At 61.8% G+C, this 18,253-nt stretch carries 14 protein-coding genes; 8 read left to right on the forward strand and 6 right to left on the reverse strand.

Translation table 11 applies throughout. The features are described from left to right. Positions 1–118 precede the first annotated feature (118 nt). From fliF to NB311A_RS09905, 7 genes are all read left to right on the forward strand, one after another. On the forward strand, positions 119–1,744 hold the full coding sequence (gene fliF / locus NB311A_RS09875) for a flagellar basal-body MS-ring/collar protein FliF (RefSeq protein WP_009798391.1): 1,626 nt from the start codon (positions 119–121) through the stop codon (positions 1,742–1,744). Between the two features lie 6 nt (positions 1,745–1,750). Next, a complete protein-coding gene (fliG, locus tag NB311A_RS09880; protein ID WP_009798392.1) occupies positions 1,751–2,839 on the forward strand; it encodes a flagellar motor switch protein FliG in 1,089 nt (362 codons plus the stop codon). After that, positions 2,839–3,468: a FliH/SctL family protein gene (locus NB311A_RS09885; protein ID WP_009798393.1), complete on the forward strand. Its 630-nt coding sequence runs from the start codon at positions 2,839–2,841 to the stop codon at positions 3,466–3,468. Before fliG ends, NB311A_RS09885 begins: the two co-directional genes overlap by 1 nt. Before the next feature lie 17 nt (positions 3,469–3,485). Continuing rightward, positions 3,486–3,836: a flagellar motor switch protein FliN gene (gene fliN, locus NB311A_RS09890; protein WP_009798394.1), complete on the forward strand. Its 351-nt coding sequence runs from the start codon at positions 3,486–3,488 to the stop codon at positions 3,834–3,836. Between the two features lie 44 nt (positions 3,837–3,880). Beyond that, the gene (locus NB311A_RS09895; protein ID WP_009798395.1) at positions 3,881–5,260 is read left to right on the forward strand and encodes a sigma-54-dependent Fis family transcriptional regulator; all 1,380 of its coding nucleotides are present in this window, start codon (positions 3,881–3,883) and stop codon (positions 5,258–5,260) included. A 211-nt stretch (positions 5,261–5,471) separates the two neighbouring features. Further along, the gene (locus NB311A_RS09900) at positions 5,472–6,587 is read left to right on the forward strand and encodes an ATP-dependent RecD-like DNA helicase (protein WP_009798396.1); all 1,116 of its coding nucleotides are present in this window, start codon (positions 5,472–5,474) and stop codon (positions 6,585–6,587) included. 342 nt (positions 6,588–6,929) lie between these two features. Further along, positions 6,930–7,313 carry a BA14K family protein gene (locus NB311A_RS09905; RefSeq protein WP_009798397.1) on the forward strand — a complete coding sequence of 128 codons (384 nt, stop codon included), beginning with the start codon at positions 6,930–6,932 and terminating at the stop codon, positions 7,311–7,313. A 99-nt stretch (positions 7,314–7,412) separates the two neighbouring features. Here the strand turns inward: NB311A_RS09905 and metB are convergent, their stop codons facing one another. The 4 genes from metB to clpB form a co-directional block, all read right to left on the reverse strand. After that, positions 7,413–8,597 (reverse strand): cystathionine gamma-synthase, encoded by a 1,185-nt coding sequence (gene metB, locus NB311A_RS09910; protein WP_040674699.1) that lies wholly within the window; start codon positions 8,595–8,597, stop codon positions 7,413–7,415. A gap of 236 nt (positions 8,598–8,833) precedes the next feature. Continuing rightward, a complete protein-coding gene (locus NB311A_RS09915) occupies positions 8,834–10,564 on the reverse strand; it encodes an NADPH-dependent assimilatory sulfite reductase hemoprotein subunit (protein WP_040674839.1) in 1,731 nt (576 codons plus the stop codon). A 10-nt stretch (positions 10,565–10,574) separates the two neighbouring features. After that, positions 10,575–12,410, reverse strand: a complete 1,836-nt coding sequence (locus NB311A_RS09920) for an assimilatory sulfite reductase (NADPH) flavoprotein subunit (RefSeq protein ID WP_009798400.1) — start codon at positions 12,408–12,410, stop codon at positions 10,575–10,577. A 387-nt stretch (positions 12,411–12,797) separates the two neighbouring features. Beyond that, positions 12,798–15,434: an ATP-dependent chaperone ClpB gene (clpB, locus tag NB311A_RS09925; protein ID WP_009798401.1), complete on the reverse strand. Its 2,637-nt coding sequence runs from the start codon at positions 15,432–15,434 to the stop codon at positions 12,798–12,800. Positions 15,435–15,717: 283 nt separating this feature from the next. On the opposite strand from clpB, the gene NB311A_RS09930 reads away from it, so the two are divergent. Then, the gene (locus NB311A_RS09930) at positions 15,718–16,494 is read left to right on the forward strand and encodes an MOSC domain-containing protein (protein WP_009798402.1); all 777 of its coding nucleotides are present in this window, start codon (positions 15,718–15,720) and stop codon (positions 16,492–16,494) included. Between the two features lie 69 nt (positions 16,495–16,563). On the opposite strand, the gene NB311A_RS09935 is transcribed toward NB311A_RS09930, so the two are convergent. Further along, entirely contained in the window at positions 16,564–17,178 is a 615-nt protein-coding gene (locus NB311A_RS09935; protein WP_040674702.1) for a TIGR02594 family protein, read from the reverse strand. Positions 17,179–17,583: 405 nt separating this feature from the next. Beyond that, positions 17,584–18,252 (reverse strand): methionine biosynthesis protein MetW, encoded by a 669-nt coding sequence (metW, locus tag NB311A_RS09940; RefSeq protein ID WP_040674842.1) that lies wholly within the window; start codon positions 18,250–18,252, stop codon positions 17,584–17,586. Position 18,253: the final 1 nt, after the last annotated feature.

Raw genomic sequence — 18,253 nt, forward strand, 5'->3', positions numbered from 1 at the left:
TTTTTTGCTGTTCTGCAATTTCGTCACGGGTCTTAACCGCCGTTAACCATATCGAAACCATACTATAGGCAATATTTGCCGAGCCGGCCTTCCAGGGCCGGGTCCGAGGGGCTGGTTCGTGCAAGGTCTGCTGGCATTTCTGAAAGGCCTGGGAGCATCCCGGCTGATGGCGATGGTCGCGGTCACCACCGTGCTGATCGCGTTTTTCGCGTTCGTCATTATGCGCGTCACGACGCCGCAGATGACGACCCTCTTCACCGATCTCAGCGTCGAGGACTCCTCCGGCATCATCAAGGACCTCGAACGTCAGGCAATTCCCTTTGAGCTTCGCAACGACGGCGCCGTGATCATGGTGCCGAAGGACAAGGTGACACGGCTGCGGATGAAACTCGCCGAGGCGGGGCTGCCCAAGGGCGGCGGCGTCGGCTATGAGATTTTCGACAAATCGGACGCGCTCGGCACCACCAGCTTCGTCCAGAATATCAATCGTCTGCGCGCGCTGGAAGGCGAACTCGCGCGCACCATCCGCGCCATCGACCGCATTCAGGACGCCCGCGTCCATCTGGTGCTGCCTGAGCGGCCGCTCTTTACCCGCGAAGCGCCCCAGCCTTCGGCTTCGATCGTGGTGCGTGTCCGCGGCGGCCTCGAACCGCAGCAGATACGCGCCATCCGCCATCTCGTCGCCTCGGCCGTCAACGGACTGAAGCCGCAGCGGGTCTCCATCGTGGACGAAACCGGCCAGTTGCTTGCCGATGGCTCGACGACCGATGCCGACGGCGTGACCGGAGACGAGCGGCGCACCGCCTTCGAAAAACGCATGCGCAGTCAGGTCGAGGCAATCGTATCGTCGGTGGTTGGAAACGGCCGTGCCCGCGTCCAGCTTTCCGCGGATTTCGATTACAACAAGATCACCCAGACATCGGACACATTCGATCCGGAAGGGCGAGTGCTGCGATCCAGCCAGACTCGCGAGGAATCCTCCCTAACGGCCGACAACAACGGTCAGGTCACGGTTAACAATGAACTGCCCGGCAATCAGCCATCGGACAATCCAAACCAGGCGCGCGACCAGAGCAAGAAGAGCGAAGAAACCAATAACTACGAGATTTCCCGCACCACCAAGACCGAGGTATCCGAGGCAGGCCGCGTCAATCGCATTTCGGTCGCCGTTCTCGTCGACGGCACCTATGCCAAGGATGACAAGGGCCAGATGGTCTACACGGAACGCAGCAAGGAACAACTCGACCGCATCGCAACGTTGGTGCGCTCGGCTATCGGTTTCGATCAGAAGCGCGGCGATCAGGTCGAGGTCGTCAACCTCAGATTCGCCGAACCGCCCGCGATCGTGCCGCTCGCTGAGCCGGCTGGCTTGCTGGGAATGATCGCATTGACGAAGGACGACGTGATGTACTTCGTCGAACTTGCCGTCATGGCGCTGCTTGGCCTCGTCGTGGTGTTCATGGTGATCCGCCCGCTGGTCCAGCGCATCCTGGCCGCGGAGCCGGCCGCGGCCAGCGTGCCGCCGGCCGCCGCACTTCCGGTCCCGGCCGACGCCAACGCTCAGCCAACGGCGACAGGGCAGAATCTCATCCCCGGCAGCAACGCCACCGCGCAACTGATCGACGTTGCCCAGGTGCAGGGACAGGTCCACGCCCAGTCGGTGCATCGGGTGGGCGAACTGGCAGAGCGCAATCCGACCGAAACCGCTTCCATCATCCGTCAATGGCTTGCCGAACCCGCATAATCTGACATGACCGTACCGCAAACCACCAACGCAAACGCCAACGACATCAACAGCGTCGTCGCCTCGCTCGCGAGCCGGCAAAGCGCCCGCCCCAAATCTAAGCCGATGAGCGGGCCGCAACGGGCGGCGGTGATGATGTTGGCGCTGGGCGAACAGTACGGCGCCAAAATCTGGTCCATGCTGGACGATGACGAGGTGCGCGATCTGTCGCTGGCAATGTCGACCCTCGGCACGGTCGAGGCCGATGTGGTTGAAGACCTGCTCCTCGAATTCGTTTCGCGAATGTCGGCCTCCGGCGCGCTGATGGGTAATTTCGACGCAACGGAGCGCCTCCTGAATCAATATCTCCCCGTCGAACGAGTGACCGGAATCATGGATGAGATCCGGGGGCCTGCCGGTCGCAACATGTGGGAGAAACTGTCAAACGTTCCGGAGGAAGTTCTCGCGAACTATCTCAAGAACGAATATCCGCAAACAATCGCAGTGGTGCTGTCGAAGCTGAAGCCCGAGCATGCCGCGCGGGTGCTGGCTATCCTGCCTGAGGACATGGCGTTCGATGTCGTCGGCCGCATGCTCAGGATGGAAGCGGTGCAAAAGGAAGTGATTGAGCGCGTCGAGCAGACGCTGCGCAGCGAATTCATGTCCAACCTGTCGCAGACCCGTCGACGCGACGCCCACGAAGTGATGGCGGAAATCTTCAACAACTTCGACCGCCAGACGGAGACCCGCTTCATCACCGCGCTGGAAGACGACAACCGAGAAGCCGCCGAGCGAATCAAGGCGCTGATGTTCACCTTCGACGACCTCGTGAAGCTGGATGCGGGCTCGGCGCAGACCCTGATGCGCCACGTCGACAAGGACAAGCTCGGCATTGCGCTGAAGAGCGCCAACGAAGAGGTTCGCGCCTTCTTCATGGGCAACATGTCAACGCGCGCCGCCAAGATGTTGATGGAAGACATGGCGGCGCTCGGGCCGGTGCGGCTGCGCGACGTCGATGAGGCGCAGGCGTTGCTCGTCAATCTCGCCAAGGATCTCGCGGCCAAGGGCGAAATCATGCTGTCGAAAAACCGCGCCGACGACGAACTGGTCTACTGATGGGCGCTCCGGCAAAATTCCTGTTCGATACCGACTTCTCGCTTCCGCACAAGTCGAAGGAGCGAGCGCCGACGACTCTTGAGATCGCGCAGCAGGTCGCCGCCGCCGAGTCCGCAGCCTATCAAAGGGGCTTCGACGCCGCGCAACGCGAAGCCAAGGTGCAGAGCGATCGCCGAATGGCGGCGGCGATCGAGAGCATCGCCGCGGGCATCAAGACGGTTGCCGAACGATTTGCGGGCATCGAGGCGCGAATGGAGACCGAAGCGGTCGATGTCGCGGTTGCGGCGGCGCGCAAGCTGTGCAGCGCATTGATCGCAACAGAGCCATCGGCGGACATCATCGCGCTGGTCCGCGACAGTTTCCGGCATCTGGTGTCGACGCCGCATCTCGTGGTCCGGATCAACGATCAACTTTACGACGCGACACACGATCAGATCGAAGCTATGGCCAAACAGACCGGGTTCGCCGGACGCCTCGTTATCCTCGCCGAGCCCGATGTCGTAACCGGCGACTGCAAGATCGAATGGGCCGACGGAGGGATCGTGCTGGAGCGGGCGGCCATCGACGCCAGCATCGACGAACTGGTGCGAGGCTACATGGCGTCACGCAAATCGAACAGCACTCCCTGAAGGCATGGTAGCGAACAATGAGCGATAACGACACCCAGGTTCCGCTTCCCGACCTCAACGCCGCCGATGCGCCGACGATCGACGATGTCGGATACAGCGAGGACGAGCAGGTCTCGCGGGTCGCTTCCGACCTCGAAGCCGTGTTCGACGTTCCGGTCCAGGTGTCCGCCGTGCTCGGCCGCTCCAGGATGGACGTCGGCGCGCTGCTCAAGCTCGGCCCCGGCAGCGTTCTGGAACTCGACAGGCGCGTCGGTGAGGCCATCGATATCTATGTCAATAACCGACTCGTGGCGCGAGGCGAGGTGGTTCTTGTGGAAGACAAGCTCGGTGTGACCATGACCGAAATCATCAAGGCCGAGAAAGCCTGACCGCCCGCGCCCTCGAGCGCAGGATGCATAACAGGAGCAGATCGATGCGGCTTCTCATTGTTGGCACATTGAAAGGCCAGCTCACGACCGCCACCAAGATCGCCATGGACAATGGCGCCTCCGTCACCCATGCGGCCGGTAACGAGCAGGCAATGGCCGTGCTTCGCGGCGGCAAGGGCGCCGACCTCCTGCTGGTGGATGTCGGTCTCGATATCCGCGACCTCGTCATCCGACTCGAGGCGGAACACATCCACGTCCCGATCGTGGCCTGCGGCATCGTCAATGATGCGCGCGCCGCGGTCGCGGCTATTCACGCCGGGGCCAAGGAATACATCCCCTTGCCGCCGGACCCCGAACTGATCGCCGCGATACTCGCCGCGGTGGCGAGCGATTCCCGCGAGCTCGTCTATCGCGACGAGGCGATGGCCAGGGTCATCAAGCTGGCGCAGCAGATCGCAGGCTCCGACGCGTCGGTCATGATCACCGGCGAATCCGGGACCGGCAAGGAGGTGCTGGCGCGCCATGTCCACGCGCGCTCGAACCGGGCCAAACGGCCGTTTATCTCGATCAACTGCGCGGCGATCCCGGAGCATCTGCTGGAATCCGAACTGTTCGGCCATGAGAAAGGCGCGTTCACCGGGGCTGTCGCGCGCCGGATTGGCAAATTTGAGGAAGCCAGCGGCGGCACGCTATTGCTCGACGAAATATCCGAAATGGACGTCCGGCTGCAGTCCAAGCTGCTGCGCGCCATCCAGGAACGCGTCATCGACAGGGTCGGCGGCACCCGGCCAGTGCCTGTGGACATCCGCATCATCGCGACCTCCAACCGCAACCTTGCGGACGCCGTGCGGCAGGGCAGCTTCCGCGAGGATCTGCTGTTCCGCCTCAATGTCGTCAACCTGAAGATACCGCCGCTGCGCGAGCGTCCTGCGGACATTCTCGAACTGGCGCAGCATTTCATCAGGAAATACGCCGCGGCCAACGGCGTGCCGGCACGCCCGATTTCGGCGGACGCGCGGCGCGTGCTGACCGCCAACCGCTGGCAGGGTAATGTCCGCGAGCTGGAAAACACCATCCACCGCGCGGTGCTGATGGCCAGTGGCGACGAAATCGGCGCCGAGGCGATCCTGACGCCGGAGGGCGACCGTCTTGATCTCGCCAGAACGCCGCCGGCCGTGGCCCACGCCACGCTCGCCGCCGAGCAGGTGACGCGCGCGCTGGTCGGCCGCACGGTCGCCAACGTCGAGCGCGACCTGATCCTTGAAACCCTGAAGCACTGCCTCGGCAACCGGACCCATGCCGCCAACATCCTCGGCATCTCGATCCGCACCCTGCGCAACAAGCTGAACGAATACGCCGACGAGGGTGTCGCGATCACGCCCGCCGGTAACAGCGACCACCGCGCATTCATACCAACGGCCTGACAGCCCGATCCACCGCAAGGCAATGCATCTTGCGCTCGCGCCGCGAATGGTCATAGCGTTTTCGAGCGAAGTGAACACCGGTTCGCGTGAAGAAAACGCGTCAAAATGGCCATCCAGATCTCGCTTCCAATTCAATCAGAGACGAGAATACTCTAGCTTTCGAAGATTGAGTCGCGGCATCATTTCGCCGGCTCCCTCACTTTTTGAGATCATGGCCTCCTTCACCCCGCATCAGGATACAGCGTTGAAAGCCGTCGCCGATTGGCTCAAAGCCAAACCCGGCAAGAACGGCACGCCTCCGATATTTCGCCTGTTCGGCTATGCCGGGACCGGCAAGACCACGCTGGCGCGTCATATCGCCGACGGCGTCGATGGAGAGGTCAAGTTCGCAGCGTTCACCGGCAAGGCCGCGCTGGTGATGCGCAACAAAGGCTGCGACGGCGCATCGACGATTCATTCGCTGATCTACCGCGCTCGCGAATCCGGCGAGGAGCAGCCGAGTTTCGAGCTGTGGGACGATGCACCCGCCTCGAAGGCCAAACTTATCGTGATCGACGAGTGCTCGATGGTCGACGCGGAGTTGGGCCGCGATCTGATGTCGTTCGACTGTCCCCTGCTCGTGCTGGGCGATCCCGCGCAACTGCCGCCAATCCAGGGCGGCGGCTTTTTCACCAACGTCGGACCGGACGCGATGCTGACCGAGGTTCATCGGCAGGCTCAGGATGACCCGATCGTGCGCATGTCAATGGACGTACGCGAGGGCCGAGGGCTCGACATCGGCCGCTATGGCGAAAGCGAGGTAGTGTCGCGCGGGGAGCTCGATCCGGCGCGCGTGATGGATGCCGATCAGGTGCTCGTCGGGCGCAACAACACCCGTCGCTCCTACAACATGCGAATGCGGCAAAGGCAGAACATCGAGGATCCGCTGCCGGTGGCGGGCGACAAGCTGGTCTGTCTGCGCAACAACCGCAAGAAGGCGCTCTTTAATGGCGGCTTGTGGCGCGTGAAGTCGCGCGCGGTCTCAAAGTCGAAGATCATCACGATGCGTCTATCGCCCGATGAGGAATTTACGCACAAGGTGACGAAAGTCTCGGTGCGACAGGACTGTTTCGCCGGAGGCATCGAGGACATTCCGTGGGAACAGCGTAAGCCTTACGACGAGTTCGACTACGGTTATGTCCTGACGGTGCACAAGTCGCAAGGATCGCAATGGGACGACGTCGTTCTGTTTGACGAGAGCTTCGCATTTCAGGACAGCCGCGCGCGGTGGCTCTACACGGGCATCACGCGCGCCGCAAAACGGCTGAGCGTTGTGGTGAACGATTAATCCGGCCACGAGGCAGGACAGCTTCATCGCGAAGAACATCCAATGAGATTGGCCTCGATATGAGCATCGCGGCATGCAATACCGAGCGGCGCGCGGGCAGCACCAATCCGTCGCGGAGAAATCCGCTCAAACAGGCCAGCTTGCTATTATGTCATCATCGAACTAAAGAAAATGAACCGTGAAGCGGCCATCGCGCACTAACCAATGCGATGATCGTCGCATCAAGTATGGCCGCGCGGCAACCTGACGCCTCGCCGGTCTGTGACGCTATGAACATGCGACGTTTTGAATAAACGCCTTCAATAAATGTCTTCGGCCACTATCCACCGTTGAGGAACTTGAATGATGCGATCGAAAATTCTATTGACGGCACTGCTCGCCGGCTCCGTTGCACTCACGTTTTCCGTTCCGGCGACCTCGGCACCGCTCATGGCTCAGTCCAACATGAGCAAGGCTGGCCCGTCTTCGATCGAGACCGTTCAGTATTATCGTCGCGGATATTATCGCTATGGCCCGGGTTACTACGGCTATCGCGGGGGCGCCGGAGCCGTGATCGGCGGCCTGGCGGCTGGCGCTATTATCGGCGGCGCGATTGCCGCCGGTCAGGCCAATGCGGCCGCGGCTGCGCAACAGAACATGGCCTATTGCGCGCAGCGTTTCCGTTCCTACGATCCGGGATCCGGAACGTATCTCGGCACGGACGGCTATCGTCATCCCTGTCCGTAACAGCCGGGATTCGGCACGACGATAGTGTTTTCAAATCATTTACCGCGGAGCCAACCGGCTCCGCATTTTTTGCCTCGCGGATAACTCCGACGTCCCCCGTCAGGCGTTCGCTTTTGATCGAACCGATCGATCGGTTGCAGCAAGAGCCTGGTCCAGATCGGCGATCAGATCAGTGGTATCCTCCAGGCCGATCGAAAGCCGTAAGAGGCCGCCGGTGATACCGGCGGCCTTGCGCGCTTCCTCCGACATTCCGACATGCGTCATCGTCGCTGGATGAGCCACGAGGCTCTCGGTGCCCCCGAGCGATTCCGCGAAGCAGAAAAGCCGCACGGCCGCGACGAAGCGGCTAGCCTCCGCCTCGCCTCCTTTCAACTCGAAGCTGAGCATCGCACCAAAACCCGATTGTTGGGCTTTGGCGACAGCATGTCCCGGATGCGAGGGTAGCCCAGGATAGTGGCAGGCCGCGACAAGGGGGTGTGAGAGGAGAAACTCGGCAACCGCTTGCGCATTACGCTGCTGACATTCCACGCGCGGAAACAGCGTGCGGATCCCGCGAAGCGCCAGGAAGGAATCGAACGGCGCGCCCGTGGTGCCGACAATATTAGCCCAGGCCGCCAGGGCCTCGGCATCAGCGGCATCGGCCGAGATCACCGCGCCACCGACCATGTCCGAGTGGCCGTTGAGATATTTCGTCGTCGAATGAATGACAAAATCGGCGCCCAGCGCGATCGGCCGCTGCAGCGCAGGCGACAGGAAGGTATTGTCAACAGCAACCTTGGCGCCGACCGTTCTCGCCTGGGCGACGATCGCCCGGATGTCGACGATGCGCATCAGGGGATTGCTCGGGGTCTCGATCAGGACGAGCCGGGGCTTGTCTTTCAGGGCGGACGCCAACGCCGCCTGATCGTTCTGATCAACAAAGGCGACCTTGAAGTGGCCGCGGTCGCGCCGGTTCAGAAGCAGGCGGTGAGTGCCGCCGTAACAATCATGGGGCACGATTACGATGTCGTCGCGTGAGAGTTGCGACAGCACCAGATCGATCGCCGCCATGCCGGAGGACACGACCACCGCGCCCGCGCCGCCCTCGAGCTTGGCGAGGGTATCCGCCAGCAGCGTCCGGGTAGGGTTACTGGTGCGGGTGTAATCGTGCGGGCCTTTATGCCCAAATCCAGGCCAGGTAAACGTGCTTGAAAGACAGATCGGCGGCGTCACCGCTCCGAAAGTGTCTTCCGCCGCGATGCCGTTTGCGGCCGCGACGGTTCTCGGATTCATGGATTCGGACATAATGTTCGTGGACTTTCGATAAAAATGCGGAGGCCGCGCCATGCCGTCCGGGATGTCTCGAACGCGTGGGCTTCGACATATTTAGAGGACTTCCGTCGAAACACAACGATTACGGGACGCCGACGCAAATTCACGTTGCACGGTGACAAGAAGGCCGCGCCGACATTGGAAGCAACGCGATCTTTTCTCGCGTCGAGCAAAGGCTGGTTTGAAAGAATCAGCGGCAGGGTCCGACTTCAATCGTTGAAGAATCGCCCTTCCTTCACCTCCGCGACATACCCGGCGCGAATGGCGAAGTCGCCGAAATGTTCGCCGGGATTGCGATCGCGGGCATAGTGGCCCAAGGTCTTGTCGAGCGCCTCGAGAATCGCAGGCTCGCCGACATTCTCCAGATACATCTTGTTGAGCCGCTCGCCGTGGAAGCCGCCGCCGAGATAGAGATTGTATTTGCCAGGCGCGCGGCCGGTGAGTCCGATCTCGGCGATATACGGACGCGCGCAGCCATTCGGGCATCCCGTCATCCGGATGGTGATCGGATCGTCCTTGAGTCCATAAGTGTTGAGGATCGCCTCGATCTTGGTGACGAGATCCGGCAGGTAACGCTCGCTTTCGGCCATCGCCAGACCGCATGTCGGCAGCGCCACGCAGGCCATCGAGTTGAGGCGCAGGCCGCTGCGGGTCTCGAATTGATCGAGGCCGTATTCCTTCATCAGCGCCTCGATCTCGGGCCGATCCTTCGGTTCGATATCGGCAATGATGAGATTCTGGTTCGGCGTGACGCGGAACATGCCTTTGTGAACCTGCGCAATGGCGCGCAGGCCGTCCATCATCGGGTGGTCGGGCGTGTTGATCACGCGGCCGTTCTGAATGAAGAGGACGCAATGCTCGCGGCCATCCTCGCCCTTGACCCAGCCGAGCGGATCGCCGTTCGAGGTGAAGGTATAGGGCTCCGCAGGCTTGAGAGCGAAGCCGAGACGGCGCTCGACTTCCCCCTTGATCCAGTCGAGTCCCTTTTCGTCGATGGTATATTTGAAACGAGCGTGCAAGCGGTCGAGACGGTCGCCGTAATCGCGCTGGACCGACATCACCGCATCGATCGTCGGAAACAGCTTGTCCGCGTCGATATAGCCGATCACGCTGGCCAGGCGCGGATAGGTCTTCGGCGACTGATCGGTGCGGCCAAGGCCGCCTCCGATGGCGACGTTGAAACCCATCAGCTTGCCGCGGGGCGCGATGGCGATGAAGCCAAGATCCTGGCCGTAGACATCGATATCGTTGCTGGGCGGGATCGCGAATCCGATCTTGAACTTCCGCGGCATATAGGTGCGCCCGTAGAACGGCTCCTCGGGGCCGTCGGTTTCCTCGCGCTCGGCGCCGTACCAGATTTCCTTGTAGGCGCCGGTCCTGTGAACCGCATGGTCGCTCGCGCGCTTGGCGAGCGCGTAAACCTCGGCGTGCAGCTTCGACAGGTCAGGATTGACGGTGCTCATGACCCCGCGGGTGTCGTCGCCACAGGCCGCCTTGGTGTCGAGAAGGACATCGCGCAATCCCTGGATCAGGCTGCGCAGGTCATGCTTCATGACGCGATGAAACTGGAACGTCTGCCGCGTGGTCAGCCGCAGCGTGTCGCCTGCGTAGTTGCGCGCAAGCTCGTCGAGTTTCAGCCACTGTCCCGGACTGCAGACGCCGCCCGGCAACCGCACGCGCGCCATGAACGAGAACGCCGCTTCCAGTTTCTGACGCCGGCGCTCGTCGCGAATATCCCGGTCGTCCTGCTGATAGATGCCGAAGAACTTCATCAGCTTGGCGTCGTTCGCCGTCACCGCCGACGTAATCTCGTCGGCCAGACTCTGCTTGATCGTGCCGCGCAGATAGTCGCTGTTGGCCTTCAGCGTTTCGTCCGGCCCGAGCTTGTCAAGCGGTTGGGAGACATCACGGCTGCGATCGGGTTGTGTCTTTGCGTCCACCAAACTGGCCTCAATAAACGTCGAGCCGATAGCGGCGATCACGCTGCAGCGCCGAGAGATAAGCACCCGCCTCGTCGCGATCGAGGCCGCCATGCTCGGCAACGATATCAGTCAACGCCGCGTGGACATCAGGCGCCATGTGGGCGCTATCGCCGCAGACGTAGAGGTACGCGCCCTCCTCGAGCCACGCGTAAACATCACGGCCCTGGCGGCGCAGACGATCCTGCACATAGGTCTTGGGCGCGGCGTCCCGCGAGAACGCCAGATCGAGCCGGCTTAGCACGCCATTCTTGATCAGGTCCTGCCACTCGACCTGATAGAGGAAATCGCTGCGGAAATTGCGTTCGCCGAAGAACAACCATGAGCGTCCGGACGCGCCGCGGGCTTCACGCTCCTGCATGAAGGCGCGGTACGGTGCGACGCCGGTTCCGGCGCCGATCATCAGGATCGGCACATCATCATCGTCCGGCAGATGGAAGTGATCGTTGGACTGGATATAGACCGGAATCGAAGCATCCGCCTCGGTGCGCGCGGCGAGATAACCGGATGCGACGCCGGTACGCGGCACGTCGTGCAGCGTATAGCGCACCGTGCTGACCGTGAGATGCGCCTCGTCCGGAGCGGCGGCAAGGCTCGAGGCAATCGAGTAGAGCCGCGGCTGCAACGGCCGAAGACCTGCAACGAATTGTGCAGCGTCGATGCCCGGCGCCGGAAACCGGCTAACGACATCGAGAATATGATGGTTGTGCTGAAAGGCCGCGCGCGGCTCCTTCTGATCGGGCGCCCGCAACGCCTGTAGTTCGTCGGAGCCCGTGATCTCGGCCCAATGATCGAGAAAGCGCGGCGTGAGCGCCGTAATCTCGAACGTCCCACTCAGCGCTTCGCCGAGACTTATTGTGCCCTGCTTCACAGTAACAGGGGTATCGGCAGACAGCGACAGCTTTTCCAGCATGGCCGCTACGAGCAACGGATCGTTACGCGGCACGACACCCAGCGCATCGCCCGGCTGATAGGTCAAACCCGAATCCGCCAGCGACAGTTCGATATGGCGGGTTTCCTTGGTCGATCCGCGCCCGGTCAGCACGATGTTGTCGATGACGGCGGCCTGGAACGGATGCTTCTTGTCGAATGCCGTGGACAACGGCGCATCGCTCCGCGCCGTTGTCGCCGGCGCAGAGACAGATGCCTGCGCGGTCGGAGCCAGGTTGGCGACAACGTCCGCAATCCACGCGTCCGCGGCATCCTCGTAATCGACATCGCAGTCGACGCGATCGGCCAGGCGTTGCGCCCCCAATTCCTCGAGCCGCCGGTCGATCCGCTTGCCCGCCTCGCAGTATTTTTCGTAGGTCGAATCGCCCAGCGCCAGCACCGCATAGCGCAGCTGCGGCAGTTTGGGAGCTTTGCGGCTCTCCAGAAATTCGAAGAACCCGACAGCGGTCTGCGGCGCATCGCCCTCGCCGTGCGTGCTGGTGATGACGAGCAAATCCTGTTCGTCCTTAAGACCGCGCGTCTTGTAATCCGCCATATCGGCGAGACGCGCCTGGATTCCCTTTGCGGCGGCGTTGTCGACGAGCGCTTTGGCGAGGGTTTTGCTGTTTCCGGTCTCGCTGCCGAACAGGACGGTCAGGAGCCGCGTTGCGGATGCGGCGGCGGGGCCGCTCTGCGAAGGAGGCGGGAGCTCCGCAACGTCAGTTGACGCGACGTTAGCCCGCGCCCGATGACTGAGACCTGCGAAATAGCCGCTGATCCAGATCGCCTGCTCATGACTGAGAGACGTCGCAAGCTGGTTGACCTGCGTCCACTGATCCGTCGTGAGAGCTGAACCTGGAAATTCCAACTTTGTCATCGCAAGCAAAACCTCGGGAGCGAACTGCCAGCCGCCGCGATTGACACTTCACAGGTCGGGGCGAGACGCCGCACGAAACGGTAACTTCACATCAGTTTCGACAATTCGGCCCCTTGAATAGGGCTGATTTGACAAAGAAAACAAGCGTTATTGAGAATAAAAAATAATACCCTTCCCTGAGCAGCCAGAACGAAATGATTATTTCACTCCCCCGGTCTTTTTTAGAATTGCACCGGAAGCATCCGTGACGTTGGCCGCCGGCGCTGTCCGATATCCTCCGCTGTCATCGGCGTCATCGAACCCCAGCCGTTCGAGGAGGCTAAACCGGGACCAGCCAATGGCGAAATCCAATCCTCCCCGCGATGCAGGGAGGATCGGCCAGGTGTCTCAGTGCAGCTTGCGCCTGGGTATCGGCACCGCGAACTGCTCGATATCGGCCGCCCGTGGCGCCTCGCCATTGAATGTGAGCACGCCGTCCTTGGCCGAAATCGCAACATGATCGCCGTCGTGTATGGCTCCCGCCAGGATCATTTCGGCCAGCGGATCTTGCACGCTACGCTGGATCACGCGCTTGAGCGGCCGCGCGCCATAGGCGGGATCCCAGCCTCTCTCGGCCAGCAGGTCGCGCGCGGCGGCATCGAGATCGAGCACGATCTTGCGGTCATCGAGCAGCCTTTGCAGCCGGGCGAACTGGATGTCCACGATCCGGCCCATCTCGCTCTTCTGCAACCGATGAAACAGGATGATTTCATCGACCCGGTTGAGAAATTCGGGACGGAAGTGCGCGCGCACCATCCCCATCACCTGCTCGCGCACCGCGCCAGTGTCTTCCCCTTCCGGCTGATTGACCAGGAATTCCGAACCGAGGTTCGACGTCATGATGATCAGCGTGTTGCGGAAATCAACCGTGCGGCCCTGTCCATCGGTCAGGCGGCCGTCGTCGAGCACCTGCAACAGCACATTGAACACATCGGGATGCGCTTTCTCGATCTCATCGAACAGCACGACCTGATAGGGCCGCCGCCGCACCGCTTCGGTCAGCGCTCCGCCCTCGTCGTAACCGACATAGCCGGGAGGGGCCCCGATCAGCCGCGCCACCGAGTGCTTCTCCATGTATTCGGACATGTCGATGCGGACCATCGCCGTCTCATCGTCGAACAGATAGGCGGCGAGCGCCTTGGTCAGTTCGGTCTTGCCGACGCCGGTGGGTCCCAAAAACATGAACGAACCCATGGGACGGTTGGGGTCCTGCAGGCCCGCGCGGGCACGACGCACGGCTGTCGCAACCGCGCGCACGGCTTCACCCTGCCCAACGACACGCGCCGCCAGGCTTTCCTCCATGCGCAGCAGTTTTTCCTTCTCGCCCTCCAGCATCTTGTCGACGGGAACGCCGGTCCAGCGCGACACCACCTGAGCGATGTTGTCCGCGGTGACGGTCTCGTTCATCATCGTGTTGCTTTCGCTGGCCTCGATGCTCTCCAGACGCTTTTCGAGATCCGGAATCCGCCCATAGGCCAACTCGCCGGCTATCTGATATTCGCCGCGACGTTGCGCGTTGGCGAGTTCGATCCGCGCCTGATCAAGCTCGCTCTTGAGCTTGGCGGCGTCCGACAGCTTGTTTTTCTCGGCGTTCCAGCGCGAGGTCAGGTCCGCCGACCGCTTTTCCAGATCGGCCAGTTCCTTCTCGAGATTTTCAAGACGCGCTCTGGAGCCGGCGTCGTTCTCCTTCTTCAGCGCCTCCTGCTCGATCTTCAGCCGCACGATCTCGCGGTCGAGCGAGTCGAGTTCTTCCGGTTTGGAATCGACCTGCATCTTCAATCGCGCCGCCGCCTCATCCACCAGATCGATCGCCTTGTCGGGCAGGAAGCGGTCGGTGATATAACGATGGGAGAGCGTGGCGGCCGCGACCAGCGCGCTGTCGGCGATGCGGACGCCGTGATGCTGCTCATACTTGTCCTTGAGACCGCGCAGGATCGAGACGGTATCCTCGACCGTCGGCTCGGATACGAAGATCGGCTGAAAACGCCGCGCCAGCGCCGCATCCTTTTCGACATGCTTGCGATACTCGTCGAGCGTGGTCGCTCCGACGCAATGCAGTTCGCCGCGCGCCAGCGCGGGTTTCAACAGGTTTGACGCATCCATCGCGCCATCGGCCTTGCCGGCGCCGATCAGCGTATGCATCTCGTCGATGAACAGGATGAAGCCGCCGTCGGCGGACGTCACTTCCTGCAACACCGCTTTCAGCCGCTCCTCGAACTCGCCGCGATACTTCGCGCCGGCGATCAGAGACCCGAGATCGAGCGCAAGCAGTTTTTTGTCCTTAAGGCTTTCCGGCACGTCGCCGTTGACAATGCGCAGCGCCAGGCCTTCCGCAATCGCGGTCTTGCCGACGCCTGGCTCGCCGATCAGAACGGGATTGTTCTTGGTGCGGCGTGACAAAACCTGAATCGTCCGGCGAATTTCCTCGTCGCGGCCGATCACCGGATCGAGCTTGCCGTCGCGCGCCGCCTGGGTCAGGTCGCGGGCGTATTTCTTCAGCGCGTCATAGGCGTTTTCCGCCGTGGCGCTATCCGCGGTCCGCCCTTTGCGCAGCGCATTGATCGCCGCGTTGAGGGTCTGCGGCGTGACCCCGCCGTCCTTCAACAGCTTGCCGGCGTCACTGTCCTTGTCGAGCGACAACGCCTGCAACAGGCGTTCCACCGTCACGAAACTGTCGCCGGCCTTCTCCGCGGCCTGCTCCGCGGATTCGAATGCACGCGCCGTCGCCGGCGCCAGATAGATCTGCCCCGCGCCGGCGCCCGACACCTTGGGCATCTTGTCGAGCGCGGCTTCGGTCGCCTTCAGGATGGCGCGCGAATTGCCGCCCGCTCGGTCGATCAGGCTTCCCGCCAAGCCTTCGCTGTCGTCGAGCAGCACCTTTAGAATATGCAGCGGCGTAAATTGCTGGTGGCCTTCGCGCATCGCCAGCGACTGCGCCGACTGGATGAAGCCACGCACCCGCTCGGTATGTTTTTCAATGTTCATGAAATCTCCCCGGCCTGCCGCACCTGCCCCGAAAGCACAGAAGCAGCATCCTCGTTGCATATGCTGGCCGCATTGACATTCCTCAACCGGCAGCGGTCGACTCGCCGGATCGTTCAATCCGGACTGTCACGAATGTAGGAATAGCCTCCCAGAAAATGAAGGGGCGCTTGGATGCTCGCCTCAATGGCAAGCCTCGCAGGAATCCACTGGGATTGTTGTTCTGACGCGTTTCCTTCGCGCGAACCGGTATCCACATCGCTCGAAAACGCTATAAACAGCAGTTATGTTCAAAATCTGCGACGCGGCCGTCGCCGCCATTTACCGTTATCCCGTTAAAGGCCTGTCCGCCGAACCCCTGCGACACGCGGCCCTCTCCCCAGGCGAAACTGTTCCCGGTGACCGCACCTATGCGATCGAGAATGGTCCGACCGGATTCGATCCTGACGAACCGCGGTATTTTCCAAAGTCCAGGTTTCTGATGCTGATGCGCGACGAGCGGCTCGCCACGCTCGACAGCCGCTATGACGACGCCAGCCGCATCCTGACAGTCCGAACCGGCGGCGAGGAGGTGGTGCGCGCCGACCTCGGAACAGCCGAGGGCCGCGCCGCGGTCGAGCGGTTCTTCGCCGCCAACTTCGCGCGCGAACTGAAGGGACCGCCTCAGGTTCTGGTCGGCAACGGACACAGCTTTTCCGACGTCGCCAGGAAGGTGGTCTCGATCATCAACCTCGGCAGCGTCGCCGCGATCGAACAAATGGTGGGGCGGCCGGTTCACCCGCTACGCTTCCGCGCCAACCTGTACGTCCGCGGCTGGCCGGCCTGGAGCGAACTCGACCTGCTCGACCGCACGCTCGCGATCGGAGAGGTCAGGCTCAAAGTGGTCAAGCGGATTGTTCGATGCACGGCCACCAACGTCGACCCGGAGACCGGAGCGCGCGATCTCGACATTCCGAACGCGCTGGCGCGAACGCTGGGGCACCGCGACTGCGGAATCTATGCGGAAGTCATCGCCGGCGGCACTGTCAGGATCGAAGACAAGATCGAAACGCTTCGGGAATAGGACGTTTCGAGCAAAGCATGTCCTCGAGCAAAGGCAAAACGGCACGGACATGGTCCGTGCCGAACTGCTTCAGTTAGGCACCACATAGGCGTAGACACGGCTACGCGGATAGACCGACTCCGCGACGCGCCGGCCGTGATTGCCCGATACGACAATGGGATTGCCCCGCCGATCGATGCCGCTGACGACACCGACGTGACCGCCGCCGCGTCGAGTCATGACGGCGATGGCGCCGACCTGCGGACCGGAGACCCTTCGACCATAATGCGCGAACGAACGCGCCATGTCGGAGCCCGTCCCCCGGTGCCCGGCGCGCTTCAGAACCATGTTCATGAAACGCGCGCACCAGAGCCGGCTACGGCCCGTCGGATTGCCTCCGATGTAGCGGCGGGCTTCGGCGACGATGTTCGAGACCAGGCCCCCGCCGGTCGCCGGACTGAGGGCGGCGTTGGCATTCCTCCGCTCACGCGCGTGCGTACGCCGCGTGTGGCGGTATCCGCGATAACGATACCGGTAATGCCAGCGAACGTAATGATGGTGTTTATAATGATGAACGTGCGCGTAGTGTCCCGCACGGTGGTAAGGTCTTGCCAAGGCCGGCATCGCAACCGCAACGACAGCCAAGAAACATATCGCTAGTGCCAAAATACGCGGCATCCAGCGCAACGCAACTAACTGGAACATACATGCTCCCCTGTGACACCTCCCTATTCCCCACACGCTTCACGGTGAAATCCGCTCTTATGTCGTGCCGAGAAAACGCGGCGCCTTGAAATCATGGGGGGGAGGCTTTTTGAAGTCATACCTGCATTGCGTTTAGCGCATATCTGCATTGCAGCATAGGACTACGAGGAACCGCGCGCTTCTCCAAGTATCTGTTGTTAATAACATTTTTAAGTCGGCATAAAGTCACCCAGCCGATCTTGCAGAGACGACCGGGTGTTGCCACGTTGCGCCGCAACGCAGTTCCGAGCCCCAGAAATGAAAATTCACGAAGCCAAATCAGGATGATCAATCAGCCGGTCGATCCAAACATCACGAACGTGATCGCCGCGAAAGGCGCGCATTCATTCGTCCTGTCCCGAAGCCTTAGCGGCCTTCTTCCCCTCGGCTGAGCAAGAACACGCCCTGTTCCCCGAACATGTTCCAGAACCACCAAGGCGCGTTGAACCGCAGCGGCCGCCCGTACAGATTAAGCGCGACCGCACGCTCCATCTTGACGTTGATTTCGTCGCAGAGCTGGACGAAATCCTTGATGGTGCAGAAATGGATATTCGGGGTGTCGTACCATGTCGCCGGCAGATTGTCCGTGCGCGGCATATGGCCACCGATCAGAAGCTGAACACGCATCTTCCAGTGACCGAAGTTCGGAAACGAAACGACGGCGCGCCGGCCGATCCGCAGCAGATGTTCCAGCACCGTTTTTGGCTGCCGCGTAGCCTGCAGGGTCTGCGACAGGATGACGTAATCGAAGGCGTCGTCGGGATAGTTGGCGAGATCGGTATCGGCGTCGCCCTGCACCACGGCAAGGCCTTTGGCCACGCAACGATTGACGCCCTCACGCGACAGCTCGATGCCGCGGCCATCAATGCCCCGCGTCTCGAGCAGTTGCAAAAGATCGCCGTCGCCGCAACCGACGTCCAGAACCCTTGAACCGGACTCGATCATCCCCGCCAACAGCAGATGATCGCTGCGATAACGGTCAGCCGCCCGCGGAGCGACCCCATTCAACGGCAGCGACGGCTGCTCCACGCTCATC

It is taken from the genome of Nitrobacter sp. Nb-311A, assembly GCF_000152905.1.
Lineage (GTDB): Bacteria > Pseudomonadota > Alphaproteobacteria > Rhizobiales > Xanthobacteraceae > Nitrobacter.

Coding starts and splice junctions, on each gene's coding strand:
- fliG (WP_009798392.1), top strand. CDS start 1,751: ATGACCGTACCGCAAACCACCAACGCAAACGCCAACGACATCAACAGC.
- NB311A_RS09885 (WP_009798393.1), top strand. CDS start 2,839: ATGGGCGCTCCGGCAAAATTCCTGTTCGATACCGACTTCTCGCTTCCG.
- fliN (WP_009798394.1), top strand. CDS start 3,486: ATGAGCGATAACGACACCCAGGTTCCGCTTCCCGACCTCAACGCCGCC.
- NB311A_RS09895 (WP_009798395.1), top strand. CDS start 3,881: ATGCGGCTTCTCATTGTTGGCACATTGAAAGGCCAGCTCACGACCGCC.
- NB311A_RS09900 (WP_009798396.1), top strand. CDS start 5,472: ATGGCCTCCTTCACCCCGCATCAGGATACAGCGTTGAAAGCCGTCGCC.
- NB311A_RS09905 (WP_009798397.1), top strand. CDS start 6,930: ATGATGCGATCGAAAATTCTATTGACGGCACTGCTCGCCGGCTCCGTT.
- metB (WP_040674699.1), bottom strand. CDS start 8,597: ATGTCCGAATCCATGAATCCGAGAACCGTCGCGGCCGCAAACGGCATC.
- NB311A_RS09920 (WP_009798400.1), bottom strand. CDS start 12,410: ATGACAAAGTTGGAATTTCCAGGTTCAGCTCTCACGACGGATCAGTGG.
- clpB (WP_009798401.1), bottom strand. CDS start 15,434: ATGAACATTGAAAAACATACCGAGCGGGTGCGTGGCTTCATCCAGTCG.
- NB311A_RS09930 (WP_009798402.1), top strand. CDS start 15,718: ATGTTCAAAATCTGCGACGCGGCCGTCGCCGCCATTTACCGTTATCCC.
- NB311A_RS09935 (WP_040674702.1), bottom strand. CDS start 17,178: ATGTTCCAGTTAGTTGCGTTGCGCTGGATGCCGCGTATTTTGGCACTA.
- metW (WP_040674842.1), bottom strand. CDS start 18,252: ATGAGCGTGGAGCAGCCGTCGCTGCCGTTGAATGGGGTCGCTCCGCGG.